This is a genomic window from Novosphingobium sp. ERW19, from assembly GCF_012641315.1.
GTDB lineage: Bacteria > Pseudomonadota > Alphaproteobacteria > Sphingomonadales > Sphingomonadaceae > Novosphingobium.
The window spans coordinates 107,527-127,153 of sequence record NZ_JABAIC010000002.1 but is presented as its reverse complement, the minus strand read 5'-3'; the positions used below and the strand labels follow the sequence as shown (position 1 = coordinate 127,153).

Sequence of the window (19,627 nt, the reverse complement as noted above, 5' to 3'; positions counted from 1 at the left end):
GACAGAGAACTGCCGCCACGGATTCGATGCGACCTTATGCGTCGGGGATTCGTACAGGCCGGTGCGGCACCGCACACTCCCTTCCCCTTTCCGCAGAGAGCGCCATGGTATAGCGCAAACGGATGATTCCAGTCACTGCGATTACACGATCCCTTTCGGGCCAGGCTTGGCGCTGGCGCGGCGGCAACATGGATTTCGGGCAGAGCGGCAGTGGCCGAGACGGCGACGAGGCCATTGTCACGCAATTGCTGCTTTCGCGTGGTGTCTCCCCCGACGATCTCGAACGTCATCGCCGCCCTACCCTGCGTGATTTCCTGCCCGACCCTTCGCTGTTTCGGGACATGGACGAAGCTGCGCGGCGCTTGGCCGACGCCATCCTGCGCAATGAGAAGATCACGATCTACGGGGACTACGACGTAGACGGCGCAACAAGCGCAGCACTGCTGATCCTGCTCCTGCGCGATCTCGGTGTTAGCGCCGGCCACTATATCCCGGACCGGCTGCTCGAAGGCTATGGCCCCTCAGGCGAAGCGCTCGTCCGCCTCGCCCAGCAGGGCAGCCAGCTGATCGTTACCGTCGATTGCGGGGCAATGGCGCATGAAGCGCTTGATGCGGCAGCGCAGGCCGGGGTCGACGTCATCGTTGTCGACCACCACAAATGCTCGCCTGAGCTGCCGCGCGCTGCTGCGCTGGTGAACCCGAATCGCCTCGACGAATGCGACGAGGCTGCTGCCCATGGCCATCTCGCTGCCGTAGGCGTGGCCTTTCTCCTGGCCGTGGCCCTGGTCCGCGAGCTGCGGGGGCGCGGCTACTTCGAAAGCCGCAAGGCGCCAGACCTCATGGGCCTGCTCGACCTTGTGGCACTCGGCACCGTTGCAGACGTGGCTCAACTCAAGGGCCTCAACCGCGCGCTGGTATCGCAAGGTCTCAAGATCATGGCTCGCCGGGAGAACATCGGCCTTTCCGCACTGATCGACGCCAGCCGCCTGTCGCGCGCGCCGACATGCAGCGACCTCGGCTTTGCGCTGGGCCCGCGAATCAACGCAGGCGGCCGCGTGGGTGAAGCCACGCTTGGCGTGCGCCTGCTGACCACCCAGGACCCCGATGAGGCTCGGGAGATTGCGGCGCAGTTGTCCCGGCTCAACGATGAACGGCGCGCGATCGAACAGGAAGTGCAGCAAGCGGCCGAGGCACAGATCGCGGCGCAGCATAACCGTGCCGTCATGGTTCTGGCCGGGCGCGGCTGGCATCCGGGCGTCATCGGCATCGTGGCGGGGCGAATCAAGGAAAAGACCGGCAAGCCTTCGCTGGTGATCGCTCTCGATGCAGACGAGGCAGGCATGGGCAAAGGCTCGGGCCGATCTATCGCCGGGGTCGACCTGGGCGCTGCAGTGATAGCAGCGCGCGAGGCCGGGCTGCTCGTCGCAGGCGGCGGCCATGCCATGGCTTGCGGGCTGACGATCGATCCGGCGCGGCTCAATGCGCTGGCGGACTGGCTGGACGAGCGACTCGCGCGCGACGTGACGGGGGCGCGAGGCGCGCAATCGTTGCTGCTGGACCTGTCGCTGGCGCCCGGCGGCTTGCGTCCCTCGCTGGTCGAAACGCTCGACGCTGCTGGCCCCTTCGGAATAGGCTGGCCCGGCCCGCGTGTCGCCGTTGGTCCCGTAAGGCTTGTGAAATGCGATCTGGTCGGCACCGATCATGTGCGCATGGTGGCGGCAGGCGCGGATGGCCACTCGTTCAAGGCGATCGCATTTCGCGCCGCGCAGAGCGAAATGGGCCAGGCATTGCTGCACGGTTCGCGGGGCCGACAGTTCTGGCTGGCCGGGCGTGCAAAGATCGACGACTGGGGCAGCCGCCCCGCTGCAGAACTCCATGTGGAGGACGCCGCATTCGCCGACTGAAATTTTTCTGCAATTCGCCGCTTGACGCCCCGCCATCCTCCCCTTAGAGGCGCGGACCTGCCCAGCGGCGCAAGCCCAGTGGCCCCTTCGTCTAGCGGTCAGGACGCGGCCCTTTCACGGCTGAAACACGGGTTCGATTCCCGTAGGGGTCACCACTTGCTTCCCTCCTTCGGGAGGTGAAGCGGCGGCGCAACGCAAAGGCCTTCCAGCGGAATGGCCCCTTCGTCTAGCGGTCAGGACGCGGCCCTCTCACGGCTGAAACACGGGTTCGATTCCCGTAGGGGTCACCACCGTTTGTGGTGGAATTTTGAAGTTCATCAGCAGGCACATCTCACATACCAATTGTGACTTACCACGCCCCGCGCTTGCGCGCCCTGCCTGCTCTCGCCTATCCGCGCTGCAACGAAGCCGACGCATGGATCGGCGATTCGCGGGCAACAACAATCCACACGGCATGATTCGATGAAGGGTTTGTCGCTGCCACTTCCCAGCATTTTCGTCGCCCTGTGCGCGAGCGTCGTCATGTTTCTGGGCGGGGCAGGCTTCTGGATGTCGCTCGCCGTGCTGGTCGTCTGGCTGGCAACACTGTGGCTGGCGCGCCCCGAGCCCGTGGTCGAAACGCTCGACCGCGACGATGGTAGCGTGTCACGCCAGGCCATGGTGGAACTGGTCGAGCCCTTCGGCCTTCCCGTCCTCATGCTTGATGGACAGCGCATTGCAGCCGCCAATGCCGCCGCGCGCGAGGAACTGGGCGCACACATCGTCGGGCAGGACGCGCGCGTCGCGCTACGCCACCCCGAGGCCATCGACCTGCTCAAGAAGCCACAAGGGCGAGCTCTGGTTCGGGGGCTGACCGGCGCACGTTCGATCTGGCAGGTCAGCCGCGTGCCGATCGACGAGCGGTTCTCGCTGATCGAGATGGTCAACCGCACTGCCGAAGCGGACATCAGCCGCTCGCACACCGATTTCGTCGCGAACGCCAGCCACGAGCTGCGCACGCCGCTCGCCTCGATCATCGGTTACATCGAAACACTGGCCGACCCGGACGCGAAGGTGGACGAAGCGACGGCCGCCAGATTCCACGCGACCGTGCTGCGCGAAGCTCGCCGACTGCAGAGCCTCGTCGAAGATTTGATGTCGCTCTCGCGAATCGAAGCCGAAAAGCACGAACTTCCGCGCGACCGCATCGATCTGGGCCAGATGGTCGGCAGCATCGCCAGCGAAACGGCCATGACCATCGGCGAAGGCCGTGTCGTGGTGCGTGCCGACGAAGGTGTGGTCCTTGGCGATCGTCAGCAACTCGATCAGCTTGTCCGCAACCTGATCGACAACGCCCTGAAATATGGCGACCCGGCGCAGCCGGTCAGTGTTGATCTTGCCGTCCATGGCAGCGAGGCCGAACTCGTCGTGACCGACAGCGGCGAAGGCATCCACCCCGATCATCTGCCCTACCTGACTCGCCGCTTCTATCGCACCGATCCCGGCCGCAGCCGGGCGGCAGGGGGCACCGGCCTCGGCCTCGCCATCGTCAAGCACATTGTCGAACGCCATCGCGGCAAGCTGGATATAGCATCGACCCTGGGCGTCGGCACGACCGTCACGGTGCGCATCCCGCTTGCGCCAGCGGCGAATGTTTCTGCAGATTGACCGCGCGTTTCCGACCTTGTCATAAACCTGTCACGGAACCGTCGCATTGGGCCCTTGCCAACACGGATGAAGGCTCAGGACAAATGTCGATGATTCGCACCATTTCGCTTTCCGCCGCCGCTCTCGGCGCACTTGCTCTTGCCGGTTGCGGCAGCCAGGAAGCGGCCACCCGCGACCAGGTTCGCGCGGTCGGCTCGTCCACCGTCTACCCCTTTGCGAAGGCCGTCGCCGAATCGCTCGCCAAGTCCGATCCGTCGCTGAAGTCGCCGATCATCGAATCGACCGGCACGGGCGCGGGCATGAAGCTGTTCTGCGCCGGCGTCGGCGCCCAGCACCCCGACATCGAGAACGCCTCGCGCCGCATGAAGAAGTCCGAGTTCGAGGACTGCCAGAAGAACGGCGTCAAGGACATCGTCGAGATCCAGGTTGGTCTCGACGGCGTGGCCTTCGCCGAGGCGCAGGGCGGCCCCGGCATCGCGCTGACTCCGGAAGACGTCTACAAGGCGCTCGCCAAGAACCCCTATGGCAAGCCCAACACCGCCAAGACGTGGAAGGACGTCAATCCGTCGCTCCCTAACGAGCCAATCCTCGTCTACGGCCCGCCGTCGACTTCCGGCACGCGCGACGCGCTCAAGGAACTGATCCTGACCAAGGGCTGCGACGAGAACGCCGAAATGAAGGCGCTCAAGGACAGCGACAAGGAAAAGCACGACAAGGTCTGCAGCGAAGTGCGTGACGATGGCGCCTATGTCGACGCGGGCGAGAACGACAACCTGATCGTCCAGAAGATCGAGGCGAACCCGAAGGCCATCGGCATCTTCGGCTATTCCTATCTCGAAGAGAACAAGGGCCGCATCAAGGGCCTGACGATGAAGGGGGTCGAGCCGACCTATGCCACGATCTCGGATTTCAGTTATCCGGGTGCGCGTCCGCTCTACATCTACGTCAAGAAGGCACACCTCAAGGCAATTCCTGGCCTGCAGGGCTTTGTCACCGAATGGTCAAAGCTTTGGGGCAAGGATGGCGCACTTGCCAAGCTCGGCATGGTGGTTGCACCTGACGATGTGCTTGCGGGGAGCGCGAAGGCTGTTAACGACCTTCCCGTTCTTGATGGTTCGCAGCTGAAGTAAGAATTGGAGTAAGTCGGGGGTCATGTCGCCATCCATCCTGCTTTTGCTCGCCTTCGGGCTGAGCCTGTTCGGTTGGCTGGCGGCACGCTCCCGCGCCTGGGCGTTCCGCAAGTCTGCGCCCGGCGTCCGCCTACATTCCTTGCCCAACTTTCACGGCTGGTACGTCGCCCTTTGGATCGGCGTCCCAGCCCTGCTCTTCGCTGTGCTGTGGAACGCGATCAGCCCGATGCTGATCACCAGCCAGGTCATGGCCGACCCTGCTGCATCACTGCTGCCGGGCTTCGGCTTCGAGCGCGAGACGATGCTGGCTGAAGCCCGCGCCGTTGCCGAAGGGCGGGCCTTCGGCGTCTTCAATGAAGAAGCGCAGGGCCTCATCGCACCATACCGCGAAGCCATCACGTTTTATGATTCGATCGGCCTGGTCGTCACGATCCTCGTCGCGTTTGCTGGCGGCGCCTTTGCCTTCCTGCGCCTCAAGCCCGATTTCACCGCCCGCACCCGTGTCGAACGCGCGGTCATGGGCTTGCTGCTGATCGCCTCGCTGGTGGCGATCCTCACCACGATCGGCATTATCGTCAGCCTCGTGTTCGAGACCGTGCGCTTCTTCGGCATGGTCTCGCCGCTGGACTTCCTGTTCGGCACGCACTGGTCGCCAGACCCGATGAGCTCGGGCACGCCGGATGGAGCCGACTACGGCGCGATTCCGCTGTTCTGGGGCACGATCTACATCGGCGCGATCATCGCCATGATCGTCGCTATCCCGCTCGGCTTGATGAGCGCGATCTTCCTCACGCAATATGCAAGCAATGGCGTGCGCAAGGTGCTGAAGCCCCTGCTCGAGATCCTCGCGGGCGTGCCGACGGTGGTCTACGGCTATTTCGCGGCACTCACCGTTGCTCCGATGGTGCGCGACGCCGCGCAGGCCATCGGCATATCCAGCGCATCGACCGAAAGCGCGGTGGCGGCAGGCCTCGTCATGGGCGTGATGATCATCCCCTTCGTCTCCTCGATGGCGGATGACTCCATCGCCGCCGTGCCGCAGGCGATGCGCGACGGCAGCCTTGCAATGGGCGCGACGACTTCGGAAACGATCCGCAAGGTGCTGATCCCGGCCGCCCTGCCCGGCATCGTCGCAGGTGTGATGCTCGCGGTCAGCCGCGCCATTGGCGAGACGATGATCGTTGTCATGGCCGCAGGCGCCTCGGCCAACCTGACCGCCAACCCGTTCGAAAGCATGACCACGGTGACGTTCCAGATCGTCGCCATGCTGACCGGCGAAGGCAGCTTCGACCATCCCGCAACGCTTTCCGCGTTCGCGCTTGGCATGGTCCTGTTCCTTGTCACCCTGACGCTGAACTTCATCGCACTGCGCGTGGTGAAGCGCTACCGCGAAGCCTATGAGTGAGCCTGCAATGACCGAGACCACTTCTGACGTGCAGGCGCGCAGGCGGGCGCTGATGGACAAGGGGCTGGCGCGCCGCCGCGCCGCTGACAGGCGCTTCCGCTGGCTCGGGTTTGCCGCAGTCGCCTTTTCGGCGCTGATGCTGGCATTCCTGTTGATCAACATGAGCTCTGCCGGCATTGCCGGTTTCCAGCGCAGCGAGGTGCGCTTTGACGTTCCGCTAGCCGGCGCGATGCAGATCGATGCCAAGCGCCTTGCCCAGCCTGATCCCATGGGCGGCCTCGAACTTGCCGGACTCGAAAAGGTGGTCGAGGGCGCAGCGAAGGCGGCGCTCGGCCCCGAAGCCGATGACCTTGTCGGACAAGGAGCCTGGCGCGAAGTGGCCACTGCCATTGTCGAGGACCCCTCTTTGCTGGGTGGCACCTACAGCGCCTCGCTTCCAGCCAGCGATGACGTTGCCGCAGCACAGCGTGGCGAAGGCGAGCCGGCCATGCAGCAGCTTGCGAAGAGGCTCGTATCGGAAGGCAAACTGGTCCGCACGTTCGACAAGGGATTCCTCAGCCGGTCGGATGCCACAAGCCCGCAATCGGTGGGCATCTGGGGCGCCCTCAAGGGCTCGATCCTGACGATGTTCATCACGCTGATCCTGGCCTTCCCGGTCGGCGTGCTTTCGGCGCTTTATCTTGAAGAATATGCACCGAAGAACCGTTGGACAGAGTGGATCGAGATTTCGATCAACAACCTCGCTGCCGTGCCCTCGATCATATTCGGTCTGCTTGGCCTCGCCGTGTTCCTCGCCCTGTTCCCGCACTATCGCTCGGCTCCGCTGATCGGCGGCATGACGCTGGCGCTGATGACCATGCCGGTTATCGTCATCTCGGGTCGCAACGCGATCAAGGCCGTCCCGCCCTCTATCCGTGATGCCGCGCTCGCGATCGGCGCGAGCAAGGTGCAGGTGGTGTTCAACCACGTCCTGCCGCTTGCCCTGCCCGGCATCCTCACCGGCACGATCATCGGCATGGCCCGCGCGCTGGGCGAAACCGCCCCACTGCTGATGATCGGCATGCGCGCATTCGTGGCCAGCCCGCCCTCGGGTTTCACCGCGCCGTCTTCGGTGCTGCCGGTGCAGATCTTCCTGTGGTCCGACGAGATTGACCGTGGCTTCGTCGAGCGCACCAGCGCCGCGATCGTCGTCCTGCTCGTCTTCCTTCTCCTTATGAACGGCCTTGCGATCTACCTGCGCAACCGTTTCGAAAAGCGGTGGTAAAATGAACGCTGAAGCGATCCAGACTGCAGTGAAGCAGGACGACAAGCCTTACTTCGACGCACCTTCGAAGATGAGCGCGAAGAACGTCTCGGTGTTCTACGGCGAAAAGCGCGCGATTGACGACGTCTCGATCGAGATCCCGCAGCGCTATGTCACCGCGTTCATCGGCCCCTCGGGCTGCGGCAAATCAACCTTCCTGCGCACGCTCAACCGGATGAACGACACTATCGCCAGCGCGCGGGTCGAAGGCGACATCCTGCTCGACGGCGAGGACATCTACAAGTCGGGAATGGACGTGGTGCAGCTCCGCGCGCGCGTCGGCATGGTGTTCCAGAAGCCGAACCCCTTCCCCAAGTCGATCTACGAGAACATCGCCTACGGCCCGAAGATCCACGGCATCACCGGCAGCAAGGCGGAACTTGACGAAATCGTCGAGCAGTCGCTGCGCCGGGCCGGCCTGTGGGACGAGGTCAAGGATCGCCTGAACGACAGCGGCACCGCGCTTTCCGGTGGCCAGCAGCAGCGCCTGTGCATCGCCCGCGCAATTGCGGTGGACCCCGAAGTGATCCTGATGGACGAACCCTGCTCGGCGCTTGACCCCATCGCCACGGCGCGCATCGAGGAACTGATCGACGAACTGCGTGGCCGCTACGCCATCGTCATCGTCACCCACTCGATGCAGCAGGCCGCGCGCGTATCGCAGCGTACGGCGTTCTTCCACCTTGGCAAGATCGTCGAATACGGCAAGACTTCGGATATCTTCACCAATCCGCGCGAGGAACGGACGAAGGACTATATCACCGGGCGTTACGGGTAAGGGGAAGACATGGTGGCCGAACATACCGTCAAGGCATTCGACGAGGACATCACCCGGCTGCGCGGCTTGGTCGCGGAAATGGGCGGACTCGCTGAATTGTCCGTGTCAGAAGCCATGGATGCGCTGCTGCGTGGCGACCATGACCTCGCCGCCGGCGTAATTGCGCGTGACAAGCGCATCGACCAACTCGAGGCCGAGGTGGACAAACTTGCAATCCGCGTCCTCGCCCTGCGCGCGCCGATGGCCGACGACCTGCGCGAAGTGATCGCCGCACTCAAGATCGCCGGCGTGATCGAACGCATCGGCGATTACGCCAAGAACATCGCCAAGCGCGTCGGCATCATCGAAGGGCGCAAGCGCTTCGAGCCGCTGACGCTGATCCCGGCCATGAACGACCTCGCGGCCGAAATGGTCCACGATGTGCTGACAGCGTTCGCCGCGCGTGATCCGGTTGCCGCGGCGGAGATCGTCCAGCGTGATGCCAAGGTCGATGCGTTCTACGATTCGATCTTCCGCAACCTCGTCTCGTTCATGGTCGAGAACCCCGCCACGATCAGCAGCGCCGCACAGCTCCTGTTCGTCGCACGCAATATCGAGCGCATTGGCGACCATGCCACCAATATCGCCGAAATGGTCTACTATGCCGCAACGGGCATGAACCTGCCGGACCGTGAGGAAGTGCTGCCGCCAGCGTGAATCCCTTTTCGGGTTTCGTCACAAGGCGGTAACATTGGTCGTGTCTTGGCAAACTGACCGTCAAGGAGGTTTGCGTGCCTGCTCCGAAGTTGCTGCTGGTTGAAGATGACACCGCCCTCGCCGAACTGGTCGAATACCGGTTCCGCGGCGAAGGCTACGATGTGCGCACCACCGACGATGGCGACGAGGCCTTGCTCCTTGCCGCCGAAGATGCGCCCGACCTCGTGCTGCTCGATTGGATGATCGGTGGCACCAGCGGAATCGAAGTTTGCCGTCGCCTGCGTCGCAACAAGGAAACGGCGCACGTTCCGATCATCATGCTCACCGCCCGTTCGGACGAGGACGACCGCATTCGGGGGCTGGAGATCGGCGCGGACGATTACGTCACCAAGCCCTTCTCCCCGCGCGAACTGATCGCGCGCGTCGGAGCGGTACTGCGCCGCGTACGCCCGGCCCTTGCCGGCGAGACGATCACTGTCGGCGACCTGTCGCTTGACCCGACCGCTCACCGCGTGATGCGTCGCGGCATGCCGATGAAGGTCGGTCCGACCGAGTTTCGCCTTCTGAAGCACTTCATGGAACATCCCGGTCGCGTGTTCTCGCGCGGGCAGTTGCTCGACGCGGTATGGGGCAGCGGCAGCGACATCGAACTGCGCACGGTGGACGTTCACATCCGCCGCTTGCGTCAGGCCATCGCCATCCCCGGTGCCGCCGATCCGGTCCGCACCGTACGCTCGGCAGGATATGCGCTGGAAGGCGTCTGATCGCTACTTGTCTATGCGGATCAGCACGGCGTTGTAATCGAGATCGCCCGCCGGTTCGGTACACGGCCCTTCCCGCCTGAACACGCAATACTGCTGCTCGAACAGCGGCTTCTTCGGAGACATGCAGCCGACGAAGCGATAGGCCGGGGGCAGCTCGCCCATGTGCTCTGCCGGCGCCACAGCGACGTTATAGCGCGCCTGCGCCTGCTCCGCGATACGAGGCGCTTGTCGACCCTCGATCAGGAGCGTCTGCCCCTTGCGGTTGAGGACCGCGCGCGACACGAACGGGACGTCACGGATGCGATAGGTCGCAAGGCCGCAGAAGTTCGGCTGGCCGCGCACGGTCCGCATCGCCCGGAGCGGTGCCTTGCCAACGCCCCAATTGATGACGAAAGGCTCGGTCGCGGACACTTGAACCGATGCCGCCAGCCACAGGCCGAGCATGAGACCAACGCCCATCCGGCCAAGCTCCCGCTTGCGCCAGGTTGCGATCAGCCGTGCCAGATCCACCGAGCCGATCGCCGACAACAGCACGATCAAGAGAACCGCAAGCAAAATGAAGCGATACTCCTTGTGGCCAATCGCCGAGTGTATTGCGATCACGGCAATCGCCGTCGCGCCAAGCATCGGATATCGCTTCAATCCCAGCAGCGCAGACGGCACGAGCAGCACCGCAATCCACTGCCACTGCCAGATCAGCACCTGAAGATACCACTCCGGTGCCTCTACGCCGTAGGCATGGCTGCGATTGGCCACCACGTTGGCAAAGACGTTGTTGTAGATCCACACCAGTGGAATTTCGCCCATCGCGAGGTTGGCCAAGGCATCGCACAAGATGCCTCCTGCCGCGCCGAGCACAAGCGGTGGCCAGGCGCGACGGAAATCAGTCCGGCCGGTCCAAAGGAACGGGATTACCAAGGCCGGGCCAAGCGGAAACCGCGTAATGAAGCCAAGACCCAGGAGGAACCCGCCGATCAGCGCGTCGCGGCGATTGCCTTGGTCACGAAAGCGCACCAGCATGGCGAGACCGGGAAGGATGGCGAGAACGGAAAAGGTATCGCTAGACGTGCGCGAGGCAAAGTAAGCGAAGTCCACCCAGACTGCGGCAACGAACGCAGCGGTTATCGCATGTTTCCGGCTGATCCGTAGGCCGAGCGACCACCCGGCCCAGACCGTTCCCAGCGATGCAAGCGCCATGCACAGGCGCGGCAGCACCAGATGCAATTCGCCCGCGGGATCGAGCGCATGGCCGAGCCAGACCGGCCCGACCATGACCAGCGGGATCAACCAGCTGCGAATACCCAGCCGGATATCCCATGTACGGATCCAGTCGCCGGTGATCAGGCCGTAAGCCGGCTCGATATATTGCCAGATCTCGTCAGCGTGGTGATAGACGGTGAACAGCGAGATCGGAATGCGGAAGCCAAGCGCGAGGACGAGCAACCACGCCAGCGCCGGGTCGATCCGACGCTGCCTTATCTCCCCACTCGTGCCAGCCCCCCCAGCCACAGTCAGTGCGGGAAATATGTCGTCAAATCGAGGTCGGCCACGGTGATCCAGCCATTGAAATAGTTGGCGTAGAAGAACGCGAACATCACCGCCGAAAGGATCGTCGCGCGGATCGCAATCTTGCGCGGATCGAAGTTGCCGGGCGCGCTGTCAGCCTGGCCGAGCACCTTCTCCTGCCCGAGCTCGTCATGCGTGCGCACGCCGAAGGGCAGGACGATGAACGCCGCCATGACCCAGAACAGGCCGTAAATCGCAATGATCGACGTGATCTTCATGGCATCAGCTTTCCCGCAGGAGCACTTGCACGACCGGCTTCTTGCCCGACCAGCGTTGTCCGGTGCGGCGCACCGCCAGCCTCACGGTCTCCGCCACGGCCACTCGATCACGCTTGCGATCGCCCTTGAGATTGCGCACAGCCTGCGCCGCCTCGACCTTGGCCTCGGCCACGAAGGCTTCCATGTCTTCGTCCAGCGGGATGCCGATCGAGGCAATCTCCACGTCCGAAACCAGTTGCCCATCGTGCCGCACCGCAAGTGCCGCAGTTATCAGTCCGTTCTGCGAAAGCTTGCGCCGCGCGACTACGCCCTCGCCATCGGCGGGAGCGATAATGTCGCCGTCAAGCACCAGCCGCCCGGAGCGTTCTTCAGACAGTTTCTTTGGACCATCCGGTGCAAGCCGGATCAGATCGCCATTCTTCTGCAGGATCGTTTTGGGAATCCCTTCATCCAGCCCAAGCTGCGCCTGCTCGGCCATGTGGCGAATCTCGCCATGGACGGGCACCAGGATCTCGGGCCGGATCCAGTCATACAGCGCCACCAGTTCGGGGCGACCAGGGTGGCCGGAGACATGAATCATCGACTGCCTGTCGGTCACGATCCGCACGCCTTTCTCCACCAGAGCATTCTGGATGCGCCCGATGGCGAGTTCGTTTCCTGGAATCTGCCGGCTGGAGAATAGCACCACGTCGCCCTTCTCGAGCCGCACCGGATGCTGATCGCCGGCAATGCGTGCCAGAGCAGCGCGCGGCTCACCCTGTCCTCCAGTCGCCAGCACCAGCAGTTCGCCGCGCGGCACGTCCATGGCATCATCCATGTGGACGAGGTCAGGGAAGTTCTTGAGATAACCGCAGGACTGCGCGACGCGGATGATCCGATCGAGCGACCGCCCTGCAACGCACAGCTTGCGATTGGTCGCTTCCGCCACTTCGCCCAGCGTCTGCAGACGCGCCACGTTGGAAGCGAAGGTGGTTACGACAACACGGCGCCCCTTCTGCGCACCAACGGCTTCGAGCAGCCCTGCCCGCACTTCACCTTCCGAACCGGATGGCTTGGGATTGAACACGTTAGTGGAATCGCAGACCAGCGCCAGAACGCCCTCATCACCGATGGCGGTCAACTCTTCTTCGGTCGCCGGAGTACCGATGCGCGGCTCGTCGTCCAGCTTCCAGTCGCCGGTATGGAAGATACGGCCGTGCGGCGTGTCGATCAGCAGCGCATTGCCTTCAGCAATCGAGTGCGCCAGCGGCACGTAGCGAACGCCAAAGGGGCCGAGTTCGAACCTGTCGAGATGGTCGATGACGTTGAGTTCGACCTCGTCATCGATCCCAGCTTCGACCAGCTTCTCATGGACCAGCTTGGCCGTGAAAGGCGTCGCATAAAGCGGCACGCCGAGGTCCTGCGCAAAGTACGGCACGGCGCCAATATGGTCTTCGTGCGCGTGCGTCAGCACGATACCCACCAGGTCATCGAGCCGCTGCTCGATGAAATCGAGGTCGGCAAATACCAGATCGATCCCGGGATAATAGGGGTCGGCGAAAGTCATGCCGAGGTCGACCATCAGCCACTTGCCGTCACAGCAATAGAGGTTGACGTTCATCCCGATCTCGCCCGATCCGCCGAGCGCGAGGAAAAGGAGTTCCTTGGCAGGCTTCACGAAACAGGCACTCTTTCAGCAAGGATCGCGAGGCCATCGAGCGTAAGGTCGGTGTCAACGTGATCGAAAATCTCGGTATGCTCATCGAACAGCACGGCAAGGCCGCCCGTCGCGATGATCCGGGCAGGGCGACCGATCTCGGATCGCAGTCGCGCGATCAGGCCTTCCATCATCGCGACATAGCCCCAGAACACGCCGATCTGCATCTGGTCTTCGGTATTGCGACCGATGACCCGGCGGTCATTGCCCTGCGGTGGCGCGATTGCGATGCGCGGCAGTTTTGCCGCCGCCGTGACCAGCGCGTCGAGCGACAGGTTGATCCCCGGCGCGATGATCCCGCCCTTGTAGGCGCCGTTGAAGTCTACCACGTCGAAGGTCGTGGCCGTGCCGAAATCGACCACGATCAGGTCCCCGGCATACTTCGCATGTGCCGCGACAGTGTTGACTGCGCGATCCGCCCCCAGCGAGCGTGGTTCATCAACGTCCGCCTCGAAACCCCACTCCACCGGCGCCTGTCCGGCGATCAGCGGATCAAGCCCGAAATACTTCTGCGAGAGCACCTCAAGGTTGTGCTGCGCGCGCGGCACCACAGTCGAGATGATGATCTTGCTCACCGCATTCCGGTCAAAGCCTTGCAACTGCATGAGTTGCAGCAGCCACACCGCGTACTCATCCGCCGTTCGGCGCGGATCGGTCGCCACGCGCCAGCGCGACTTGATCTCGCGGCCTTCGAACAGTGCGAAGACGATATTGGTATTGCCGACGTCAACCGCCAGAAGCATGGGAACCCACCATATCTATGTCGCCCGCGTGGATGGCACGGACGGCCCCGTCAGCCAAGCGAAGAAGGGCAACACCGTCGTCATCGATCCCGGCAAAAGCCCCCATGATTGTGCCGTGGTCGCTATCCTTGACCGAGACAAGCGTCCCTGTGGGCAAGGCTCGGGAAATCCACTGCTGGCGCAACAGCGGCCATTCGCCAAAGTGCCACCGGTCGATCGCATCGCGCAGCCGGGCCGCAAGATCAGCGGCAAACTGGTCGCGGGAGATGTCGATGCCCAGATCGCGCAGCGAAACTGTGGTACGGTCAGGCACTTGCGGTGCTCGCGCGAGGTTCACGCCGATACCGATAACCACGGCATCGCGCTGGCGCTCGAGCAGGATGCCCGCCAACTTGGCCTCACCGACAAGCAGGTCGTTCGGCCACTTCAGATAGAGATCGGCCAATGCCGGGGCGACGGCACCAACCGTCTCGTGCACAGCCAGCCCAGCAACCAGCGCCAGCGTCTGCGGCAGGGCATCGGAACCGCGCAGATTGACGACGGTCGACCCCATGAAGTTGCCGAGGCCGTCGCTCCATGCACGCCCTGCTCGCCCACGTCCGGCGCTCTGCCGATCAGCAATCAGCCAGTCACCCTCGGCCAAGGCCTCTCCCCCGCCAAGGCGCGCAAGTAGCGCACCATTGGTCGAGGGAATTTCGGCGACAGTCTCTATCAAGTGATCAGCCGACCGGGAAAAGCGCTGCGGCAGCGTAGTTCGCCAGAGTGCCGAGGCACTTGGTGCCAAGGTAGCCCAGCGGCGAGATTGCAAGGCTGGAAAGCACCAGAAGCACGGTGTGCGAAGTCTCGCCCGCCCCCTTCACCACGTCGGCCGGTTCGTCGAAGTACATGACCTTGACGACCTTGAGGTAGTAGAACGCACCGATAACCGAAGCTGCAATACCGATCGCGGCAAGCACGATCATGTCGGCCTGCACGGCTGCCTGAAACACCACGAACTTGCCCCAGAAGCCGAACAGCGGCGGGATGCCAGCCAGGCTGAACATCACCGATGCCATCGCCAGAGCAATCCACGGGCGGGTCTTGGAAAGGCCCGCAAGGTCCGAGATCGCCTCGACCTGCTCGCCATTCTCGTCACGCAGCAGCAGGACGGCAACGAAGCCTGCCACTGACATGGCAACATAGATCGCGATGTATACCAGCATCGCCGACGCACCTGCACGTGTCGCCGTGGCGAGACCGATCAGGATGAAGCCGACGTTGTTGATCGACGAATAGGCCATCAGGCGCTTGATGTTGTTCTGGCCGATCGCCCCCAGCGCACCGATCACAATCGAAAGCAGCGAAGCAAAGATCACCACCTGCTGCCAGGCATGCGGCTGGCTGCCGAACGCCTCGAAGCTGACGCGCATAAGCAAGCCGAGCGCCGAGACCTTCGAGGCCGTGGCAAAGAAGGTCGTCACCGGGGTCGGCGCACCTTCATAGACGTCGGGCGTCCACATGTGGAACGGAGCGGCGCTGATCTTGAAGGCAAGGCCGGCCAGCACAAAGATCAGGCCGAAAGTTGCTCCGGTCGACAGACCGCCCGAAAGCGCCGCATTGATCCCGGCAAAGCTCGTCGTACCAGTGAAGCCATAGGTCAGGCTCATGCCGAACAGCAGGATACCCGAAGCCAGCGAACCCAGCACGAAGTACTTGAGGCCGGATTCCGCCGAACGCTCGTCATTGCGGAGCATCGAAGCCATGACGTACGACGCAAGGCTGTTCAGTTCGAGACCGATGTAAAGCGCCAGCAGGTCGCCCGCCGAGACCATCATGCCCATGCCGAGCGAGGCGAACAGCACCAGCAGCGGGAATTCGGCGCGCATCGCCCGCGACTTGTCGAAGAACGACTGCGCGACGATCAGCGTGACGCCAGCGCTGGCGTAGATCAGCAACTTACCGAATGCCGCGAAAGCATCCGCACGATGCTGGCCACCGAACGCGGCCACGTCCGGCCCCATAGCCTGACCCCACAGCGCGGGCGCAGTAAGGATCGCGCAAACCGTAAGGACAGCAACGGCAAGGATCGAGATCAGGCGCGAGGCCTTGTCACCGCCCCATGCGGCAATCAGCAGCAGCACCAGGCCCGAGATCGAAAGCAGGATTTCGGACGAAGTGAGCGCGAGCGAACGGGCGAAGTCCATCAGTGTGCCTCCCCGTGCGCGGCAGCATGTTCAGTCATAGCGTGTTCGGGAGCCATCGGCTTTCCAGCAGTAGGTTGCGCATCGCCCTTGGGCTTGGCCTGCGCGAGGCGCGCATCGAGCGCAGCAATGTCCTTGCGCATCGGCGCGATGAAGCTTTCCGGGTACACGCCCATCCACAGCACCACGGCGGCCAGCGGCACCATCATCGCCCATTCGCGCTTGTCGAGATCGAGCATCGCGGCGGCATCGGCGTTCTTCTGTTCGCCATAGGCAATGCGGCGATAGAGGTAGAGCATGTAAGCCGCACCGAGGATGATCCCGGTGGTGCAGATCAGCGCCACCCAGCTCGAGATCTGGTAGACTCCCATCAGCGACAGGAATTCGCCGACGAAACCACTCGTGCCCGGCAGACCGATCGATGCCATCGTGAACAACAGCAGGAACACTGCATAGTACGGCATGTTGATCGAAAGACCGCCGTAACGGGCGATTTCACGCGTGTGCAGGCGGTCATAGATCACGCCGACGCTGAGGAACAGCGCGCCTGCGACCAGGCCGTGGCTCAGCATGATCAGCATCGAACCTTCAAGACCCTGCTGGTTGAACGCGAACAGGCCGATCGTCACGATCGCCATATGGGCGACCGAGGAATAGGCGATCAGCTTCTTCATGTCGTGCTGCACCAGCGCGATCAGCGAGGTGATGACCACCGCAGCCATCGACATTCCGAAGATCAGCGGCGCGAACTGCGCCGAGGCTTCGGGGAACATCGGCAGCGAGAAGCGGATGAAGCCGTAACCACCCATCTTCAGCAGCACGCCGGCAAGGATCACCGAACCACCGGTCGGAGCCTGAACGTGGGCGTCCGGCAGCCAGGTGTGAACTGGCCACATCGGCATCTTCACCGCAAAGCTCGCGAAGAAGGCCAGCCACAGCCAGGTCTGCGCCTGAACCGGGAAGTTGTAGGCCATCAGCGTCGGGATGTCGGTCGTGCCCGCCTCGTTCACCATCCAGAACATCGCGATAAGCATCAGCACCGAGCCGAGCAGCGTGTAGAGGAAGAACTTGTAGCTGGCGTAGATGCGTTCAGCACCGCCCCACACGCCGATGATCAGGTACATCGGGATCAGGCCGGCTTCGAACATGATGTAGAACAGGAACAGGTCCTGCGCTGCGAAGACGCCGATCATCAGCGTCTCCATCAGCAGGAACGCCGCGTAATATTCGCCTTGGCGCTTGTCGATCGAGGTCCAGCTGGCACCGATGCAGATCGGCATCAGGAACACCGTCAGCGCAATCAGCAGCAGCGCAATGCCATCGATGCCGAGCTTCCACGAGAAGCCCGAGAACACCGCAGCACTTTCCGTGAACTGCCACTGCGCGCCGCCGATGTCGAAATTCGCCCAGAGGATCACCCCCAGCACGAAGTCGATCAGCGTAGCGACGAGCGCAACGGAGCGCGCCTGTTCGCGCGGCACGACAAGGCAGGCCACTGCCGCAACCAGCGGCACCAGCAGCATCAGCGAGAGGATCGGAAAACCGGTCATTGTGCGATCACCCAGCTGATCGCGCCGACAAGGCCGACGAGCATGACCAGCGCATAGCTATAGAGATACCCCGACTGGAGCTTGGCGGCGGCGCGGCTGCCCTGGGCCACGACCCATGCGGCACCGTTCGGTCCGAACCGGTCGATCACGCCCTGGTCGACAACCTTCCAGAACACGCGGCCCAGCCACATCGCGGGGACGACGAAGACGTAGTGGTAGAGTTCGTCGAAGTACCACTTGTTAAGCAGGAACTTGTAGAGGAACCCGAACTGGTCGACGAACGCCGCCGGGAACTTCGTGTTCTTGATGTAAGCATACCAAGCAATCAGCAGGCCAGTAGCCATGACCGCGAACGGCGCCCACTTCACCCAGGTCGGCACGCCGTGCATCGCGTGGAGCGTATGCTCGGCAAAGACCAGAGAACCCTTCCAAAACTCGCCCGTGCCTTCGCTGATGAAGGCGTGGTGGAACACGTACCCCGCGAAGATCGCACCCAGCGACAGCACGCCCAACGGAACCAGCATGTTCAGCGGGCTTTCGTGCGGGTGATAGCCCGCCGTTCCGTCGCTATGCTCGTCATCATGATGGGCGTGCGCGTGGTCGTCGTGACCATGGGCATGATCGTCATGGCCATGTGCATCATGCACCGCGTGCTGGATATGCTCGGACTGCTCCCAGCGCGGTTTACCGAAGAAGGTCAGGAAAACCAGACGCCACGAATAGAAGCTGGTCAGCAGTGCCGCGAAGATGCCGAGGAAGAAGGCGAAGTGGCCAAGTTCAGTGCCCTTGCCATAGGCCGCCTCGAGGATCGCATCCTTCGAGTAGAACCCGGCGAAGCCGAACACGTCGACGATGCCGACGCCGGTGATCGCCAGCGTGCCCATCATCATCGCCCAGTAGGTCAGCGGGATGCTCTTCCGCAGGCCGCCGTAGTACCGCATGTCCTGCTCGTGATGCATGGCGTGGATCACCGAGCCTGCGCCGAGGAACAGGAGCGCCTTGAAAAAGGCATGCGTGAACAGGTGGAACATCGCCGCGCCATAGGCCGAGACGCCTGCCGCAAAGAACATGTAGCCCAGCTGCGAACAGGTCGAATAGGCGATCACGCGCTTGATGTCGGTCTGCGTCGTGCCGACGGTTGCGGCAAAGATGCAGGTCATCGCGCCGATGAAAGTCACGAACGACAGCGCCGTCGGGCTGACTTCGAACATCGGCGACAGGCGGCAGACCATGAACACGCCTGCGGTCACCATCGTCGCTGCGTGGATCAGCGCCGACACCGGGGTCGGGCCTTCCATCGCGTCGGGCAGCCAGGTGTGCAGGCCAAGCTGCGCCGACTTGCCCATCGCGCCGATGAACAGCAGCAGACACAGCACGGTCATCGTGTCGAAGCGATGGCCCAGGAAGCCGATGGTCGAACCGGCCATGCCGGGAGCGGCTTCAAGGATCGCCGGGATCGACACGGTGCCGAACACCAGGAACGTCCCGAAGATGCCCATCATGAAGCCAAGGTCGCCCACGCGGTTCACCACGAAGGCCTTCATTGCAGCGGCGTTGGCCGAGGGCTTGCGGAACCAGAAGCCGATCAGCAGGTACGAGGCAAGGCCGACGCCTTCCCAACCGAAGAACATCTGCACGAGGTTATCAGCGGTCACCAGCATGAGCATGGCGAAAGTGAACAGCGACAGGTATGCGAAGAAACGCGGCTGATCCGGCTCCTCGCTCATGTAGCCCCACGAGTACAGGTGGACGAGCGCCGAGACGCTGGTGATGACCACCAGCATGACCGCGGTCAGCGTGTCGACCCGCAGCGCCCACGAGAAGTCGAGCGCGCCCGACTTTACCCAGTGCAGAACTGGCGTCACGCTCGCCTCGGCATGCCCGCCCAGGAACGAGAGGAAGATCGGCCAGGACAGCGCGCAGGAAATGAACAGCGCGCCGGTGGTCACGACCTTGGCCGGAACCGCGCCCAGCCTCTTGTTGCCGAGCCCTGCGATGATCGCTGCCAGAAGCGGCAGGAATACGATGATCAGGATGGAAGACATGT

At 63.2% G+C, this 19,627-nt stretch carries 16 protein-coding genes and 2 tRNA genes; 10 read left to right on the top strand and 8 right to left on the bottom strand.

The annotated features are described in order from the left end of the window. The first annotated feature begins 122 nt into the window (after nucleotides 1-122). From recJ to phoB, 10 genes are all read left to right on the top strand, one after another. Nucleotides 123-1,904, top strand: coding sequence for a single-stranded-DNA-specific exonuclease RecJ (gene recJ / locus HGI46_RS03945; RefSeq protein ID WP_168903204.1), 1,782 nt, complete (start codon nucleotides 123-125; stop codon nucleotides 1,902-1,904). Nucleotides 1,905-1,984: 80 nt separating this feature from the next. Beyond that, a tRNA-Glu gene (locus tag HGI46_RS03940) sits at nucleotides 1,985-2,059 on the top strand. A 60-nt stretch (nucleotides 2,060-2,119) separates the two neighbouring features. After that, nucleotides 2,120-2,194 (top strand) — tRNA-Glu (locus tag HGI46_RS03935). Between the two features lie 172 nt (nucleotides 2,195-2,366). Then, nucleotides 2,367-3,551 (top strand): ATP-binding protein, encoded by a 1,185-nt coding sequence (locus tag HGI46_RS03930; RefSeq protein ID WP_168903203.1) that lies wholly within the window; start codon nucleotides 2,367-2,369, stop codon nucleotides 3,549-3,551. An 83-nt stretch (nucleotides 3,552-3,634) separates the two neighbouring features. Continuing rightward, on the top strand, nucleotides 3,635-4,681 hold the full coding sequence (locus tag HGI46_RS03925; protein WP_118074051.1) for a substrate-binding domain-containing protein: 1,047 nt from the start codon (nucleotides 3,635-3,637) through the stop codon (nucleotides 4,679-4,681). 22 nt (nucleotides 4,682-4,703) lie between these two features. Further along, on the top strand, nucleotides 4,704-6,086 hold the full coding sequence (gene pstC / locus HGI46_RS03920) for a phosphate ABC transporter permease subunit PstC (protein WP_168903202.1): 1,383 nt from the start codon (nucleotides 4,704-4,706) through the stop codon (nucleotides 6,084-6,086). 7 nt (nucleotides 6,087-6,093) lie between these two features. After that, nucleotides 6,094-7,350, top strand: a complete 1,257-nt coding sequence (pstA, locus tag HGI46_RS03915) for a phosphate ABC transporter permease PstA (protein ID WP_240946576.1) — start codon at nucleotides 6,094-6,096, stop codon at nucleotides 7,348-7,350. Nucleotides 7,351-7,420: 70 nt separating this feature from the next. Further along, nucleotides 7,421-8,167: a phosphate ABC transporter ATP-binding protein PstB gene (gene pstB, locus HGI46_RS03910; RefSeq protein WP_230487845.1), complete on the top strand. Its 747-nt coding sequence runs from the start codon at nucleotides 7,421-7,423 to the stop codon at nucleotides 8,165-8,167. A 9-nt stretch (nucleotides 8,168-8,176) separates the two neighbouring features. Next, entirely contained in the window at nucleotides 8,177-8,863 is a 687-nt protein-coding gene (gene phoU / locus HGI46_RS03905) for a phosphate signaling complex protein PhoU (protein ID WP_039331329.1), read from the top strand. Between the two features lie 74 nt (nucleotides 8,864-8,937). Continuing rightward, a complete protein-coding gene (gene phoB, locus HGI46_RS03900) occupies nucleotides 8,938-9,627 on the top strand; it encodes a phosphate regulon transcriptional regulator PhoB (protein WP_118074054.1) in 690 nt (229 codons plus the stop codon). 3 nt (nucleotides 9,628-9,630) lie between these two features. On the opposite strand, the gene HGI46_RS03895 is transcribed toward phoB, so the two are convergent. The 8 genes from HGI46_RS03895 to nuoL are packed head-to-tail and all read right to left on the bottom strand — an operon-like array spanning nucleotide 9,631 to nucleotide 19,625. Beyond that, on the bottom strand, nucleotides 9,631-11,136 hold the full coding sequence (locus HGI46_RS03895) for a glycosyltransferase family 39 protein (protein ID WP_168903200.1): 1,506 nt from the start codon (nucleotides 11,134-11,136) through the stop codon (nucleotides 9,631-9,633). 2 nt (nucleotides 11,137-11,138) lie between these two features. Then, a complete protein-coding gene (locus HGI46_RS03890; RefSeq protein ID WP_118074056.1) occupies nucleotides 11,139-11,411 on the bottom strand; it encodes a DUF1467 family protein in 273 nt (90 codons plus the stop codon). 4 nt (nucleotides 11,412-11,415) lie between these two features. Next, nucleotides 11,416-13,068, bottom strand: a complete 1,653-nt coding sequence (locus HGI46_RS03885; RefSeq protein ID WP_168903199.1) for a ribonuclease J — start codon at nucleotides 13,066-13,068, stop codon at nucleotides 11,416-11,418. Further along, the gene (locus HGI46_RS03880; RefSeq protein ID WP_118074058.1) at nucleotides 13,065-13,850 is read right to left on the bottom strand and encodes a type III pantothenate kinase; all 786 of its coding nucleotides are present in this window, start codon (nucleotides 13,848-13,850) and stop codon (nucleotides 13,065-13,067) included. Before HGI46_RS03880 ends, HGI46_RS03885 begins: the two co-directional genes overlap by 4 nt. After that, nucleotides 13,834-14,565: a biotin--[acetyl-CoA-carboxylase] ligase gene (locus tag HGI46_RS03875; RefSeq protein ID WP_168903198.1), complete on the bottom strand. Its 732-nt coding sequence runs from the start codon at nucleotides 14,563-14,565 to the stop codon at nucleotides 13,834-13,836. Before HGI46_RS03875 ends, HGI46_RS03880 begins: the two co-directional genes overlap by 17 nt. 4 nt (nucleotides 14,566-14,569) lie before the next feature. Next, entirely contained in the window at nucleotides 14,570-16,033 is a 1,464-nt protein-coding gene (gene nuoN, locus HGI46_RS03870) for an NADH-quinone oxidoreductase subunit NuoN (RefSeq protein WP_168903197.1), read from the bottom strand. Further along, the gene (locus HGI46_RS03865) at nucleotides 16,033-17,580 is read right to left on the bottom strand and encodes an NADH-quinone oxidoreductase subunit M (RefSeq protein WP_168903196.1); all 1,548 of its coding nucleotides are present in this window, start codon (nucleotides 17,578-17,580) and stop codon (nucleotides 16,033-16,035) included. Before HGI46_RS03865 ends, nuoN begins: the two co-directional genes overlap by 1 nt. Then, nucleotides 17,577-19,625, bottom strand: coding sequence for an NADH-quinone oxidoreductase subunit L (gene nuoL / locus HGI46_RS03860; protein ID WP_168903195.1), 2,049 nt, complete (start codon nucleotides 19,623-19,625; stop codon nucleotides 17,577-17,579). The genes HGI46_RS03865 and nuoL overlap by 4 nt, the downstream gene beginning before the upstream one ends. Nucleotides 19,626-19,627 lie beyond the last annotated feature (2 nt).